The organism is Pseudomonas sp. KBN12P06040 (assembly GCF_037574965.1).
GTDB lineage: Bacteria > Pseudomonadota > Gammaproteobacteria > Pseudomonadales > Pseudomonadaceae > Pseudomonas > Pseudomonas aeruginosa.
On record NZ_JBBELS010000002.1, the window covers coordinates 186138 to 198511 of the forward strand.

Sequence of the window (12374 nt, forward strand, 5' to 3'; positions counted from 1 at the left end):
TAACGATGGCACTGATCAGTTCAACTCAACCAACGTGGCTGGAATTCTCATCAGTGCCGCCACGTAGCCATCGACAGGCTAAATTTTGGCCGCGTCGAGTTTCGCTTCTGCAAGGGAGGGGTGCCGATCGACTCTTCCTGATAAATGCTTCAGGACCCAATGAGGTCGGTTAAGCCCGCCGCCATTTTCCTTGAGAGCAGCCTTGTCGACGTAGTAGATGGTGGCTACACACGGGCCATCCTTAGTCACGTGGTAGCTTTTCTTTCCATTGATCACTCGATCAGTCATGAAAGTGATGCGAGCCATGTGAACTCCCGGTCAGGTAAGAAGGGTTAAGTCAGCGAGTACACCATTTGCGGCTTGCGGGCCGATGGCCTGTGACAGCCACTGCACCCGCTCGAATACCGTACGGTTGCAGATAGTGGCTCCGGTCTGACCGACCAGGCCCAGGATCACATCAGTCAAAAGGCTATCGATGTCGACATCATCATTTCGTGTCGCCAACTGAGCTTTCTGATACTCATCAATGGTGGCCTGGCTCCAGATCAACGACAGAGGTCGATTGTCCTCGAGCATTACCCAAAGAGAGACCTCGCGAATCATCGCTTTGCCGAAACTGCTTACTGCATGATTCGTGGCCATCTCGAGCTCACCGAGAATGTCCAGCGCAGCGTCGGGGCCCCGATGGGTCAGCACCCAACTGATCTGGCTCAACACCCCCTCATTGAGGGAGCTAGTTACCGACCGCTCGAGCTGGGTATGGATCGTCTCGTCCAGCCGGTCGGCATCGACCTGCAGACCAAAGAAGGACGGATCACTGCCGTGCTCAGCGCAGCTGAGCAAGGTCTCAGCGACACCCAGTTCCCGGGTACTGACTTCGTTGACCTTGATGGAAAAGTCAGCCAGAAATTGCATCAAGGCATGGTGAATCAGGTCACCAGGCACCTTTTGGTCCCCCAGGACGTCAACCGTAAACGTCGAACTGGTGGTTTTTGCCAGTGTCATCTCGGTGTCCTTCAGTGCACGGTGATGGTGGTGGAGGTGGAGGTAAGTTCGTTGTTGATTTGGATTGCTTCGAAGCGCATGCCGAACTTGGCCTCTGGGTCTTCGATCGCCTGGACCAGGTAGCCAGTCATGTGTGTCCGCGCGAAGTCCATCATGGCCACTGCAATATCGGTGCTGGCGTATTGAACGGTTGGGCCATTTGGGGTGCTGAGGGTGATCATGCTCTTGAATTCCTATTCGCTGTACCGCTGGCGGAGTGCCTTTGGGTTGTGCTCATTTTGTCGCGATGCGGGCGTGCCAGAAGGGGGCCTGTAACTGCAGCGAAAGGCCGATGAGCGCAATCGGTAACCAGGTGGGAGGAGTTTTGCTCTCCCAGGTTCGGACCGTTCGGACGTGAACACCTAGGTGACATGCCAGCTCGGCCTGCTCGAGGTTCAAGTAACCGCGGGCTGAAATGAGGTCCTCGGCAGTGAGCGCCGACACTGCGCTGCGAAGCACCAGGGTTGTAGGAATCCCCAGGCAGGCCAGGTGTAGCCAGTTGGGTTGGTTCCCTTTCTCCCAGTCGATTACGGTGGTTCGATGAACCCCCAGAATCTCGGCTACCTGTTGCTGGCTCAGCCGAAACGCCTCACGGAGTGCAGCCAGGTCTATAGGCGTTACTAACGGGCGACTCGGAGTGCTCATGCTGCAGCCCTCAAGCTCTGGCCAGGGAACTTGCGTAGGTACTCAACCAGGTCTGAAGGTCTTGCAGCATCATTCAGCGGCATGAACCAAACCCGCCGTACTCGTATTGCTGGATCGAATAGACCATCCGGCCCGGGAGGCATATCAGCAGAGGGTGGGGCTACCCTGAGCATCACCTTCAGGGTTGGAGATCCCTTGCATTCAAATATTCCGATTGAGAGCCCAACGTCTGGAATGTAAGCGCCGGAACGTGGCTCGTAGTAGTTCTGGACTACAGCCAACCCATCTTGAAAAGCCGAATGGAGACGGAATCCGAAATCAAGGAGTTGACCTGCAACCTCCTCGGCCGCGATCGCGACCAGACCGGCGGTTACTCCGCCATACTTCAGATCTGGGTGACCACTCCCCAAGAGATGCTGGATCACCTGGTGATTGACAGTGGATGTGGTCATTTCGATACCTCGATGTTCTTGAGGATCGACTCCACAGCTCGAATGACTGCTTTGCTGATCAGTCGAGCGTCTCCGCCAGCGATACGGCCCTCTCGCTGGATGCGCTTGATCCTTTTGGCGACGAATGCCTGCTGTGCTTCCTCATCGTCGGCCTTCAGTCCTGGTGTTCTCGGCAGATCCATAAGCTTGAACGACCAGGTCGAATCAAGCTTTCGTCCTTCGAAGATCGAGATCTGGAAGGTTGAGCCATCCAACACCACCTGGGCCTTGAAGGTATCGTCCGCGGCAACCCTTGCCGATGTCAGATGCAGCTTCTTCTGCTCCAAGTAGGATGCGAGCCGGCCCGTGAGTACGTCTTTCACATACTCCGGGGCGCGTTCCGGCAGCCGGGAAATTGGGGCATAGCGGAAACCCGGCCGACGGAGACCTTGTCGTCCATCCTCGCTTTCATAGAGTTCAGTGTGTCCGGTACGGATTGCGAAATCGATCAGACTTCGCCAGGTCGTGATCCCCTGGGAGAGCACGCGGTCGTCAACCACCATGTCACCAAGTTCTGCGCCGGCGCTGCGTTTACTTGGCGCTTGGACCTGGTCGTCCTCTTCAGCGCGAACCAGCGCTGGAGATCTGCTGTTGATGGAAACGTGAGTAGGTAGCTGAAAGCTGAAATCCAGGGCCATCTGTGGGGCCCGGACAATAGAGCGTGTGTTTTTCATGCTGGTGCACTCCTCTGAAGATGGCTCCATTGGAAGTGCAGGTTTCGAGTGGCAGAAGCGGCGTGCCTCAAAAATCTACGAATTCTTGGTACGCCGCCCAGGGAGTGTCATTCGATCAGAGGTGGATTTCGGAGTGGACGGTTGTGATCCGACCACGCGAACGCATATACGGCAGCCAGACACGCACAATGCCAAGCAGGTTCGTCAAGACGAAGCAAAGGTTGAGTAGGAGAATCCCGTAAGCGCCTACGATTAGGCCGTAGCTGCACAAGGCCAGGCTTGAGATCAAAAACAACCACCATCCCCAAGGGGATAAGCGAACGTTACTAGCGATCAACGCCGCCCCGGTGATTCCGCAAATCGTACCCACCCACTCGAAGATTTCGTTCATGGCTTCATGCTTGTCTGCAGTTGATTGACTCGCGGGGCTGAGATCCATAGGAGCCAGCTTGAGTGTCCCGCTCCCGAGTTGTAGGAGCAGGATGTGGTCCTAAGAGGTGTGCCAGAACCTGTTAGTTGGAGGCTGGAACTGGCACAGTTTTGAGCTCTTCGAGGCGCTTCAGGATGGCGATTGCCTCATCAGAGGTAGCGGGATTGGCATATGCGGACATGAAGCTGTCGAGCAAGGAGCGCAGCATCCCGCCGGTGCCCTCATTACGAATTACGGACATGAGGCAAAACTGCTCCAAAGGGACCGAGTCGACATTACTGAGGAAGTCTTCACCGACGGTGTTCCCGACGTCATTCATCAGGATGCGGAGGATGTGATCAGGACCTTCCACATTGCCTTCACTGTCGCCGGGAACATCCACGAATGATAGGAAGCGGCCTGAGGTGTGGCCGTGAGGGGTGTTGCGTAGCGCATTCAGATGCTGATCGATGCGCTCATTGAGGGTCGAGCCTCTGTTGGTCATGGTGTATCTCTCATTCACGATACGCCAAGGCTATCAGCCGAAATGCTGCGGTAGTAGCGAAAGCAGTGGGGCGCGCAGATGCGAAGCCCAACTACAACCAAAGACGCATTGGATCGATTTCAACGGCCCGAACTGGCAAGGCCTTGAGCTGGTCAAGTCGTTGTTGCCTTGCTGCTTGATCCTCAGCAGTCATCTCGGACTTGAGTTGCATTTTTTCTGCTGGGGCGTCCGTAGCGGTACCCACGAGCACGTAACCGCGTGCAAGCCTTTTTTTGCAAGCTGCCTCGAATGCCTCAAGAGCCGCGAAGTAGGAGCTCTGGGACTTCACAACCCGTTGAGTTCCGGCTGTCCCAGTACGGCCATAATGCGAGAGGACCACCCAACCACCCGAGGTGGAATTGAGCATCAAGGTGTAGAACTTATTGGAGCTACCTTGCTGACAAAGGTAGTTGTGGGTCTGATTCAGGTTCATGCGGGCTCCCGTTGCATGGGAGTGATGATCCTTCGTTCAGTGAGGTGCCAGAAGCTCGGCTTGGAATGGAGACTCCCGGCTGAGTATCCCCAGGAGGGCCCTGGTGCACTCAGCCGGAGATGGAGGGGAATTACACCGCTGGGGCCAGATCCGGAGCCGGGTGGCCTTTACGGTGGGCGCGGTGGAGATGAGTGGCCCAGGCGACCAGGAGCGCGAAAAGGGTGAACGCCATCCAAAGACTGCCGATGCAGAACCATGCGATCGGATTGAGGGTGGTGCCCTCACCGAACATGAGCGTGGTGGTGAGAGCGCAGGCCACGACAAACAGGGTCATGGCCATGAATGCAACGCGGAGGAAAGACTCGGTGATCATGTGGTAGCTCCTTCGCTAAACCGACATTACTGATTTGGGCTTTCGCCGGGCCAACCTGTCCGGCATGAGCAGAGGTATAACCAGGGTGAGTCTTGTTTCAAGGTGCAGCCTGAAAATACGAACCCCGCCGAAGCGGGGTCACTGTGACTATGGAGTTAGCCGGTCCACGTCGAGTATCGCGTTCAACTGCCCTTGCAGCTGTTTCAAAGCGCCCTCGATGTCACCTTGCTGCAGATTATGGAGTGCACACGATGCCGCAACATGAAGATCCACGTATGCATGCATGAGCGTGTTGTTAGTGGGGTAGGAGGACGCCGGGCCAGGCAGGGAGACCTCGATGTGCTGTGTGTCCTGCTCACTCCAGATGGCCTCACTCTTCAGGCAGGTATCTCCACCTTCAGTCACCAGGACCAACTGGTTGTTGATCTGCAGGAGCTCTTGGCCATTCCAGTTCACTAGGGTTTCGCTACCGTCCTCAAGAGTAATGGTGTCGCCTGTCTTGTGGATTTCACGGGGAACCCAAGCTGGGATCACTTCAAAAGTGCCGGCCAGACGATCACCCGAGATCGGGTGGTAGGGATATAAACGCGAGTTGCTCGACATTCTGTTTTGGCTCCTTATTGATGAACAATGGAGCCATTCTTGAATGCGTTAGGGGGTGCCACCAGCTGAGTGGTGTCAAACCTCAGGTTCAAATTGCGGGCAGTGTTTCCTTACCGCGGTGAGTAGATCGTCCTGGGTAAACGGTTTGGTGATGTAGTCTGTTGCGCCGTGTTTTTTGCCCAAGGCGATGTCAAACAGGCCATCCTTCGACGAAAGCATCACCACAGGAACTGACTTGAAACTGTCCCGGCTACGAATCAGTTGGCAGGTCTGGTAACCGTTGAGCCGCGGCATGAGGACGTCGATGAAAATGAGGTCTGGTTTAAAGTCCAGAGCTCGGCCGAGACATTCGAACCCGTCGACAACGCAAAGCACCTCGCATCCTGCCTTAGCGAGCATGACTTCGCCCGTTTTTCGGATAGTTCGGGAGTCATCGACAAGCATGACTCGCAAGGGGGATAGATTACTCATAGGGGTCCTCGGGATTACGTGCCATCAATGGCAAGACCGACGAATGTTCGCCGGTCTGTTGCTGATAATCCAGTGAAGTCAGTTTGCTACTTTTCACCGCATCAGAAACGCCGTATTTCCGGATCGAATTCCTGAGCAAGACGCATGGCGTCACTCATCGATTTGAAGCCCGATTGCCGCGAGCCATCGGAAAGACGTACTTCCCACTGCAGGGCCTGATTACCGGCTTTGGAAGGCGCGGTATGGCTCCAGATCCGCGCTCCTGTCTCGTGCTGATAGATGCCTGGCCGGCTTCGGTACCACCCTTGAACGGCCTTGCTCACGCCTCGCCTCCGGATTTCAGCGGGTTTCCAGTGGCAGCATGCATTAGCACCTTTCGCTTTGCCCCGCGCACCAAGCGGTAAATCTCCACTTGGCCTGCAGATATCGCATCTCGCAGGTCTTGCTCATCATGGGGCGTGGCTTCAACTGTCGAGATCGTGTCGACAACCTTGTGCATCTTTCCGTCGGACAGAATTGTGAACGTCGGGCCGGGACAGATCCTTGCGAAGGTACTGGAACTGGGACTCTGGCCAGCCTGGTGCTTCCAGCCATAGAGCACACCTTCTACGGTGTCCGAAAGTTGGGGGGTGTGATTGCGATTCATCAAATAGCCTCGTCAGCCAGGAAATTTCGGGGCTATTTGAACGTTCCGAGAGCTGTGCCAGAACCACTTGGAAAGCAGACCAGCATTTCGAGTTGAATCAGTAACTTTCTTCGATAAAGTCGGGGGTGTCCGTAGCAAAGTGCCTTCAGAATGACTCCTCTCACTCAGATCAAGATCGAACGTGGCCTGTTCAAGGCCCCCGCAACCCTCACCGAGGTGGATCGAAACGCTCTTGCCGTCATCCAGAACCTAGGTGGTGAGATCACGGACGCCGGTATGTTAGGCACGCTGGTTTCGACCAAAGTCGCTTCAGCAAGAAATCAAAGGTTGCTGGGGGGCCGATTAATCAAGCGATTGGAGGGGATGGGGCTGCTGGAGCGCCGGCGGAGTGACGAAAGTGTCTCCCGGTTCGCACTTACAGAATCCGGAGCCGAGCAGGCACGGGCTTCGAAGCTCCCGATCACTGCACGAATTCTGGCGTGACTGGGGGGCGCCTTTGCATAAGGTGCCCCAGTCGGAGAGCCCCTCTACTGGTTCGAAGAGCTCAGGACATTCGCGATAACTGCCAGGCCCAGTGCAGTGAGCTTGACGTCGAAACAACGATCATCAGAGTCGAGCCGGTCCGGCATCTCAGCGACGATGCCCTTCTTCATGCAGGAGAGCGCAACGCGATGCTCTTCTCGATCGCACTCCACTGATTCCGTTTCAGTCAGGTCGTTATCAAAGGACCGCACGAACCGCAGCTGAGGCTCAGTGAGCTTTCCCGCAATTTTGTCAGCGCGAAGCCCGATCAGGTGCGTATGGACCTGGTCTGCAGGGATTTCCAGTTTCGCCCAGGCGGCAAAAGAGGTACGGGTGCTGTTGCTCTCCTGTCCGATGTCGGTGGAGGACTTGGCGTTCAGGCAGCGAAAGCGCAGGCAGTCTTCATCTTCGACGCCGGCGTAGAGCTTGTATTGAGGCCCCTCATCAAGCACTTCCCGCAGTCCAACCTTGCCATCGCTGTAGAACCGACCTTTTCCGATTTCTGACTTTTTCATCAGCAGATCCTTGTTTGAGTGGATGTGTTGCAGTCGAGACTGCTCGTGGAACAGGGTCATCATCCGCCCATCTGTTCTGTGCCAGCAGCCGGGATGATTAGCCCTGGTCGACAGCTTCGTTCGTTTCCTGGATGCACTGATCCAGCTTGCCCGGGCTTTTTCGCTCCGAAAGGGTCTTCACTCCGGCCAGCGCGGATAGCTCAGCTGCTGCCTCTGCGTGTCCATGATTTGCAGCTACGGCATACCAGCAATACGCCTCGAACTGGCCATCAATTGAAGGGTATTTCCCCAGGCTTAGCCCCAGGGCAAACCGATACATCGCCTCTATGTCGCCGTTGTACGCCTTCTGCTTGAGAGACTCCGCTCGTACATCCGCGGGGTCTCCCTCCGTACGAGGCTGCACCACCAGGGAAGCTGACGCGCCCAGCGTGCGCGGTACGCTGAGGCCAGAATTCAACATGCTGAGAGCTCTAGCCGATTCAGAGTCTCCGGCGGCTGCGGCTTGACTCAAGAGATCTTTTGCTCGGGATGGATCGTTGAGGTTGGGTTGGTAAGTGTTATTGAGCAGCAAGGCGAATTCCCGTTTGGCCCTGACGCTGGTCTCTGCAGCTTTCTCCATCAGAGCGGTCCCATATGGGATGTCCTTGGTTACCCCTTTCCCAAGTAGATAGTCCCAGGCCAGCACCCGGGTAGACTCGACATGGCCAAGTCCGGATGCAGTGGTTAGATAAGCCACTGCGAGCTCAGGGTTAGCTGGCACTCCTTCTCCGTTCTGGTAGACCTTGGCCAGCCGGTACAGGGCATCCATGTTCCCCCTGAAGGCGCTTTGCTCCAGCAGTTCGATCATTGCCGTCGTGTCACCGGTGGTAGCTACCTTTTCCGCCTCGGCCAGCGCCTCACGGCCGGAGTCGGGTGCCGGTGTTACTGCAACTGGAACGTTCGGCGTAGAGGAAATCGGGGTCGGAACTGCACCAGCAGGGTAGACCTGAACGTCGGGTTCGATGTCAGCCGTCTGCCTGATCTGAGCGACGGGCAAATCGGCAGGGACTTGCCGCGGTGATGCTTTGAGGATGCGACCAAGTTCCGCGGCGGGTGCTTGGAGTGGTTCTCGCGCAAGAGGCTCGTCGAAGGGGTTTCCCTCCCGTGTGACTTGGGAGGTACAGCCAGATGCGATGAGCGTTAACAGGAAGGTGGTGGGGATGCTCAAGCGTCTCATGCAGAAGGGCTCCTAACCATAGGCTGGCAAGGATTACAGAATCAGCAGAGAGGCCCAACCGAAAGCCAGGCCCGCATTTTCGGGCCCGGCTCTAAACCATAACGGGAAGTATCTGAAGCTCGGTGGACGTTAAGCGTTGAGCAATTCGAGATCAGCCTCGGTGTGCGGGGTTCCACTGAAGTTCAGTCGGCGATACAGCTCCTTCAGGACCTTCTCGTCATCGGTGTAGTCCATCTCGATGCAGGGGAAGATCAGGTTGTTGAAGCGGCGGCGCTTGTCAGCCAGGCTCAAGTCCTGGAAGAAGATCCCCCCGAAGATGCTGATCTCCCCGTGAAAGAAGCGGGCGATCGCAGTGATTCGCTGTTGACCATCAATCAACCACCCAGACATGGGCTTGTCATGGCCCTGGTCGTCATAGTCGCGCCCATTGATAACGTAGTACCCGGTACCAAGGCCCAAGAAAATCCCCTCAATAAATTGGACCTGTTGGTCGAGGTTCCAGCTGGGCGGACGCTGCCACGGCGGAAGCACCAGGTTCAAAAGCTGACGCTCCTGATCAACGTTAGTGCGGGCCGGGGTCCCCTCCCACAGTGCGCTTATAGAATACGAGCGCTGGTTCCCAGCAAGGATTGGAGCAGGTAGGGCGAGAGAGGACATGGAGATCTCCAGTTGTTGAGCGACCAGGAAAGAGTGGATGCGCACATAATCTGGCAGGTAGGAGTGTGGCAGAAGCCCATCCGTTGAACTGCTGTAGATCGTCAGCTCCAGGCCTTAAGCATCTCGGCTGGAACCTCGGAGCGGAGAGTCAAAATACATTGCTGATAGGTCACATCGTAGAGAATGACCGCCTCACCGATTTTCAGCGCCCTCATCACTCGTTCGATCTTCACGGCCTCAGGAGTGTCGTCACCACCATCAGTTCCGTCCCTACTCACGAAATCGGCCATGAGGTTGTGAAGCGTTTCAGGCTGTAGCTGGTCGTAGGGAATGAGCATGGGATCACCTCTAGTTTGCCTTGAAGGGTGAGGTGATCCTCTGCTGTTGAACGGTGTGCCAGAACCCGCAGTATTATCAGTCCCGACTCTGGCAGTGCTGCACAAAACTTCTGATCAGATCCCGTTCGGACCTGGCGTCAATCAGGAAGCCGTAGAAGGAGTCAGAGCCTGTGGGGTGAAAGCCAAATCCAAGTTGTTCAGCGGACTGCATATCCCAAATCATGCTGGAGTCAGGGGTGAAGGTCGCCGTCAGATAATCACCACTGATCTTGGGAGCGGATTGCAGATGAGGGATGGGGAGAAACTGGCTGTTCACCCTCAGGGTGTAATTCCGCGCATTCCGCAAAATCTCTTGGTTGTTGGTGCCTGCATCGTATAGAGCGGAAATCTTGACGCCGTTGTGACTCGCGCAGGTGACGATCAGCTTGCCGGTACCGTTCCAGGTTTCCTGTTCCCCCTTGAGGTACACAGTTCCTTGCTTGCCTTCGATCCCCCACTGGGGCGATAGAATCCCGTTGTTCACCAATGACAGGCCAGAGGCTTCAGAAATTGGTAAAAGCTGCATCTTGCCGCCACCGACCTGGGCCATCTTTTCGAACAGCAAAGGGCTGACCCCCATACGGATCAGGTAGCTGGTGATGGCAGCGCTGACTACCTGCCCGACATCCAGGTCTGACGTCGAGGTGGTCCGGCGATAAAACCTGTGGATGCCAATACGGGCGTTCTGGTCTGCAAACCGGAAGTGGCCTCCACTGAATGTAAGGACGCAAGCGCTGTAGCAGATCCCGGGCAGAGGCTTGCCATAGTTACCACTGCTTTTTCCGATCGAAGTGTTGATGCCTCTGCGCCGGATCGCTTCACCCAGCTCCATTCCTGCGACCAGGTCCCCACCTGCAGAGTCCAGGTAGAGCATCGGCACCTTCCTGCCTATCTGGTCGAGGGCGGCCAGCATCTCCTGTTTGGTCGAGGTGGTTATTTCGCCTGAAAGGTACAGTTCTGCGGGCGCGGCGGTTCCATCAGGATATGTGCTTTGGAGCACTTTGATCGATGCGCCAGCGGTAGCAGGACTGAACATCAGACCGAGACTAAAGGCTGCGCCAAGAGCCTTCCCGGCCAAGTTTCTGATCTTCATCTGGCGCACTACAGGTCGAACCGTTTGAAGGTCAGCTTTCCTGCCGGAGTGTCTTGGGTGAGGTCTCCATTCTCCAGGATTTCGAAGCGAACGATGCGGTTGCCTTCTTGATCGAGGGCGGTAATTGATCCAGATTCTCTGCTCCAGCTGGACACCTTTACGTCCTGACCATCGGCGCTGATATTCCCTTCTTGGATCACCGCAATACCAACCGTCCTGGCCTGGCCTCCTTCGGATTCCATCGTTGCCTTGTAGGCACCGACAATTGAGTTGTCGCAGCCGGCGATCAGTGTGAGGGACATCACCAAGGCTATTCGTATAAGAGATTGCATGGAGGGCATCTTTGCTTTCCGAGAATAGGGTTTCTACAAAAAGCTAACGGGTTCCCCCGGCCATTCCAGTGAAAATGTATCCCGGAAATTCAGGGCCTACATTTCTGACGCGATCGTGCGGGTAGCGGCTTCGGAATGTCCTGTAGGCCTGCTTTCACCATCCTGCGGTACTGGTCACGTCGGGGAGGGGGAGCAAGGGGTATTTGCTCCGGGGGCGGAATTCCCTCGCGCTGGGCCAGACGAAGCACCGTTTCCTCGTAAGCATCTTGGTAGTTTCGAACGCCAATGCTGACCCTGATTTTAGGGGCGCCGTCGGCGGTTTGATTGGTTGCCCAGTGCGCGCGATAGGGTGGTGACTGGGAAACGATCAAGGAAATACTTGCGATTGGTTTGGAAGAACACGCGGCGCTATGGCTGCCTGGATCGATGCCTAGCTTCTTCTCTGTCAAATCACGCCAATCCATAGCTGCGCGTAGAGCTTCGCTGAGGGAGACCTCGGGGGTGATCTTGAAGGTCTGGTAATAGTCTCGACGATGCTCCTTCGTGCCTTGCTGGATCGTTGGCCTATATCCAACAATCTCGCCGTCCTGGTTCTTCAGAATCACGATCCGACGCATCTGGAACCGTTTGTCATCTCGCCAGCGGCGTTGTCGCATAAGGCGAGGGGCGGTCAGGCGGAGGGTATCAGCGGACGTAGAAGGTATAGGGGCAGGGGAGGCAGAGAGGGGCACTGGCAATGTTCCTTATCCATTGGCCCCACTCATATTGGGTAGGGCCATCCGAAGTTCGATATGTTCGCAAACATCGAGGGGGATTCAATGCCATTTGTCGGTCCGGAATTTCGGACACTGAGGCTCACCAAAGGAACGATGGCGGGCAAGCATTCTCCTTAAAGTGGAGCGAGATGCCGAGGCTACACGTCTATCTCAATGGTTTGCGCCTGGATAACGCCAATCAGTTGGTGAAGGCGATTAGCCAGGTCACGACGCGCATCAGAAGTGACAATTCGACCATCGCCGTATAGGCCCTGCATGATGGATTGAAGGCAGCGGAGCTGCTCACCTTCGAGAAAGAACCCCTTCATGCTTTCAAAGCTCGGTGGAAAGAGGTCTCGCCAGTGAGTGATCTGCTCGGTCACATCCCAAGCTGACGAGCAGGTGGTTTTCCATCGGCCGGAGCACTCATCTTCATCTGGGGGATACCACCTGACGACTGCCTGGGTTCCATCCTTGAATAGCCCCTGAAGTGCTTCAGATCGGGTCGTGTAGTGATCGGTGTTTGTGGCCGCTGGCGCGATGAGTACGCTGATCCAAGGCATGCTGCCTCTCC

22 protein-coding genes are annotated in these 12374 nt (G+C 56.0%); 1 reads left to right on the top strand and 21 read right to left on the bottom strand.

From position 1 onward, the window contains the following. Positions 1-78: 78 nt before the first annotated feature. The 13 genes from VQ067_RS31365 to VQ067_RS31420 all read right to left on the bottom strand — a co-directional run bounded on the left by VQ067_RS31365 (position 79) and on the right by VQ067_RS31420 (position 6333). Positions 79-306 carry a hypothetical protein gene (locus VQ067_RS31365; RefSeq protein ID WP_010792696.1) on the bottom strand — a complete coding sequence of 76 codons (228 nt, stop codon included), beginning with the start codon at positions 304-306 and terminating at the stop codon, positions 79-81. A gap of 12 nt (positions 307-318) precedes the next feature. Then, a complete protein-coding gene (locus tag VQ067_RS31370; RefSeq protein ID WP_010792697.1) occupies positions 319-1005 on the bottom strand; it encodes a hypothetical protein in 687 nt (228 codons plus the stop codon). An 11-nt stretch (positions 1006-1016) separates the two neighbouring features. Continuing rightward, complete coding sequence (locus VQ067_RS31375) at positions 1017-1226, bottom strand: hypothetical protein (RefSeq protein ID WP_010792698.1); 210 nt, start codon at positions 1224-1226, stop codon at positions 1017-1019. Positions 1227-1278: 52 nt separating this feature from the next. Further along, a complete protein-coding gene (locus tag VQ067_RS33560; protein ID WP_010792699.1) occupies positions 1279-1689 on the bottom strand; it encodes a helix-turn-helix transcriptional regulator in 411 nt (136 codons plus the stop codon). Further along, complete coding sequence (locus VQ067_RS31380) at positions 1686-2141, bottom strand: hypothetical protein (protein WP_019437999.1); 456 nt, start codon at positions 2139-2141, stop codon at positions 1686-1688. The genes VQ067_RS33560 and VQ067_RS31380 overlap by 4 nt, the downstream gene beginning before the upstream one ends. Further along, complete coding sequence (locus tag VQ067_RS31385; protein ID WP_019438000.1) at positions 2138-2854, bottom strand: hypothetical protein; 717 nt, start codon at positions 2852-2854, stop codon at positions 2138-2140. The genes VQ067_RS31380 and VQ067_RS31385 overlap by 4 nt, the downstream gene beginning before the upstream one ends. A gap of 512 nt (positions 2855-3366) precedes the next feature. Beyond that, positions 3367-3768: a hypothetical protein gene (locus VQ067_RS31390; RefSeq protein WP_010792702.1), complete on the bottom strand. Its 402-nt coding sequence runs from the start codon at positions 3766-3768 to the stop codon at positions 3367-3369. A gap of 91 nt (positions 3769-3859) precedes the next feature. Beyond that, positions 3860-4240 (bottom strand): WGR domain-containing protein, encoded by a 381-nt coding sequence (locus tag VQ067_RS31395; protein ID WP_121784795.1) that lies wholly within the window; start codon positions 4238-4240, stop codon positions 3860-3862. 130 nt (positions 4241-4370) lie between these two features. Then, a complete protein-coding gene (locus VQ067_RS31400) occupies positions 4371-4613 on the bottom strand; it encodes a hypothetical protein (RefSeq protein WP_010792703.1) in 243 nt (80 codons plus the stop codon). A gap of 147 nt (positions 4614-4760) precedes the next feature. Beyond that, the gene (locus VQ067_RS31405; RefSeq protein WP_010792704.1) at positions 4761-5216 is read right to left on the bottom strand and encodes a hypothetical protein; all 456 of its coding nucleotides are present in this window, start codon (positions 5214-5216) and stop codon (positions 4761-4763) included. A gap of 75 nt (positions 5217-5291) precedes the next feature. After that, the gene (locus VQ067_RS31410; protein ID WP_019438003.1) at positions 5292-5687 is read right to left on the bottom strand and encodes a response regulator; all 396 of its coding nucleotides are present in this window, start codon (positions 5685-5687) and stop codon (positions 5292-5294) included. A gap of 101 nt (positions 5688-5788) precedes the next feature. Beyond that, positions 5789-6010, bottom strand: coding sequence for a hypothetical protein (locus VQ067_RS31415; RefSeq protein ID WP_021018443.1), 222 nt, complete (start codon positions 6008-6010; stop codon positions 5789-5791). After that, positions 6007-6333: a hypothetical protein gene (locus VQ067_RS31420; protein ID WP_010792706.1), complete on the bottom strand. Its 327-nt coding sequence runs from the start codon at positions 6331-6333 to the stop codon at positions 6007-6009. Before VQ067_RS31420 ends, VQ067_RS31415 begins: the two co-directional genes overlap by 4 nt. Before the next feature lie 150 nt (positions 6334-6483). Between VQ067_RS31420 and VQ067_RS31425 the strand changes: the two genes are divergently transcribed. Next, entirely contained in the window at positions 6484-6816 is a 333-nt protein-coding gene (locus VQ067_RS31425; RefSeq protein WP_019438004.1) for a MarR family transcriptional regulator, read from the top strand. A gap of 44 nt (positions 6817-6860) precedes the next feature. Here VQ067_RS31425 and VQ067_RS31430 read toward each other — a convergent pair whose 3' ends face one another. From VQ067_RS31430 to VQ067_RS31465, 8 genes are all read right to left on the bottom strand, one after another. After that, a complete protein-coding gene (locus VQ067_RS31430) occupies positions 6861-7433 on the bottom strand; it encodes a hypothetical protein (RefSeq protein WP_019438005.1) in 573 nt (190 codons plus the stop codon). 34 nt (positions 7434-7467) lie between these two features. Beyond that, positions 7468-8586: a tetratricopeptide repeat protein gene (locus tag VQ067_RS31435; protein ID WP_121784794.1), complete on the bottom strand. Its 1119-nt coding sequence runs from the start codon at positions 8584-8586 to the stop codon at positions 7468-7470. Positions 8587-8715: 129 nt separating this feature from the next. After that, complete coding sequence (locus VQ067_RS31440; protein WP_019438006.1) at positions 8716-9243, bottom strand: DUF262 domain-containing protein; 528 nt, start codon at positions 9241-9243, stop codon at positions 8716-8718. A gap of 101 nt (positions 9244-9344) precedes the next feature. Beyond that, positions 9345-9581 carry a YheU family protein gene (locus tag VQ067_RS31445; protein WP_019438007.1) on the bottom strand — a complete coding sequence of 79 codons (237 nt, stop codon included), beginning with the start codon at positions 9579-9581 and terminating at the stop codon, positions 9345-9347. A gap of 76 nt (positions 9582-9657) precedes the next feature. Beyond that, positions 9658-10713, bottom strand: a complete 1056-nt coding sequence (locus VQ067_RS31450; RefSeq protein ID WP_021018446.1) for a COG3904 family protein — start codon at positions 10711-10713, stop codon at positions 9658-9660. A gap of 8 nt (positions 10714-10721) precedes the next feature. After that, entirely contained in the window at positions 10722-11054 is a 333-nt protein-coding gene (locus tag VQ067_RS31455; RefSeq protein WP_010792712.1) for a hypothetical protein, read from the bottom strand. 80 nt (positions 11055-11134) lie between these two features. Continuing rightward, positions 11135-11650, bottom strand: coding sequence for a hypothetical protein (locus VQ067_RS31460; protein ID WP_171886844.1), 516 nt, complete (start codon positions 11648-11650; stop codon positions 11135-11137). Between the two features lie 308 nt (positions 11651-11958). After that, complete coding sequence (locus VQ067_RS31465; protein WP_019484866.1) at positions 11959-12363, bottom strand: hypothetical protein; 405 nt, start codon at positions 12361-12363, stop codon at positions 11959-11961. Positions 12364-12374 lie beyond the last annotated feature (11 nt).

What these genes read in the sequence shown, in the direction of transcription:
- VQ067_RS31365 (WP_010792696.1), bottom strand. Translation starts at nt 306, where the DNA reads ATGGCTCGCATCACTTTCATGACTGATCGAGTGATCAATGGAAAGAAA.
- VQ067_RS31370 (WP_010792697.1), bottom strand. Translation starts at nt 1,005, where the DNA reads ATGACACTGGCAAAAACCACCAGTTCGACGTTTACGGTTGACGTCCTG.
- VQ067_RS31375 (WP_010792698.1), bottom strand. Translation starts at nt 1,226, where the DNA reads ATGATCACCCTCAGCACCCCAAATGGCCCAACCGTTCAATACGCCAGC.
- VQ067_RS33560 (WP_010792699.1), bottom strand. Translation starts at nt 1,689, where the DNA reads ATGAGCACTCCGAGTCGCCCGTTAGTAACGCCTATAGACCTGGCTGCA.
- VQ067_RS31380 (WP_019437999.1), bottom strand. Translation starts at nt 2,141, where the DNA reads ATGACCACATCCACTGTCAATCACCAGGTGATCCAGCATCTCTTGGGG.
- VQ067_RS31385 (WP_019438000.1), bottom strand. Translation starts at nt 2,854, where the DNA reads ATGAAAAACACACGCTCTATTGTCCGGGCCCCACAGATGGCCCTGGAT.
- VQ067_RS31390 (WP_010792702.1), bottom strand. Translation starts at nt 3,768, where the DNA reads ATGACCAACAGAGGCTCGACCCTCAATGAGCGCATCGATCAGCATCTG.
- VQ067_RS31395 (WP_121784795.1), bottom strand. Translation starts at nt 4,240, where the DNA reads ATGAACCTGAATCAGACCCACAACTACCTTTGTCAGCAAGGTAGCTCC.
- VQ067_RS31400 (WP_010792703.1), bottom strand. Translation starts at nt 4,613, where the DNA reads ATGATCACCGAGTCTTTCCTCCGCGTTGCATTCATGGCCATGACCCTG.
- VQ067_RS31405 (WP_010792704.1), bottom strand. Translation starts at nt 5,216, where the DNA reads ATGTCGAGCAACTCGCGTTTATATCCCTACCACCCGATCTCGGGTGAT.
- VQ067_RS31410 (WP_019438003.1), bottom strand. Translation starts at nt 5,687, where the DNA reads ATGAGTAATCTATCCCCCTTGCGAGTCATGCTTGTCGATGACTCCCGA.
- VQ067_RS31420 (WP_010792706.1), bottom strand. Translation starts at nt 6,333, where the DNA reads ATGAATCGCAATCACACCCCCCAACTTTCGGACACCGTAGAAGGTGTG.
- VQ067_RS31425 (WP_019438004.1), top strand. Translation starts at nt 6,484, where the DNA reads ATGACTCCTCTCACTCAGATCAAGATCGAACGTGGCCTGTTCAAGGCC.
- VQ067_RS31430 (WP_019438005.1), bottom strand. Translation starts at nt 7,433, where the DNA reads ATGATGACCCTGTTCCACGAGCAGTCTCGACTGCAACACATCCACTCA.
- VQ067_RS31435 (WP_121784794.1), bottom strand. Translation starts at nt 8,586, where the DNA reads ATGAGACGCTTGAGCATCCCCACCACCTTCCTGTTAACGCTCATCGCA.
- VQ067_RS31440 (WP_019438006.1), bottom strand. Translation starts at nt 9,243, where the DNA reads ATGTCCTCTCTCGCCCTACCTGCTCCAATCCTTGCTGGGAACCAGCGC.
- VQ067_RS31445 (WP_019438007.1), bottom strand. Translation starts at nt 9,581, where the DNA reads ATGCTCATTCCCTACGACCAGCTACAGCCTGAAACGCTTCACAACCTC.
- VQ067_RS31450 (WP_021018446.1), bottom strand. Translation starts at nt 10,713, where the DNA reads ATGAAGATCAGAAACTTGGCCGGGAAGGCTCTTGGCGCAGCCTTTAGT.
- VQ067_RS31455 (WP_010792712.1), bottom strand. Translation starts at nt 11,054, where the DNA reads ATGCCCTCCATGCAATCTCTTATACGAATAGCCTTGGTGATGTCCCTC.
- VQ067_RS31465 (WP_019484866.1), bottom strand. Translation starts at nt 12,363, where the DNA reads ATGCCTTGGATCAGCGTACTCATCGCGCCAGCGGCCACAAACACCGAT.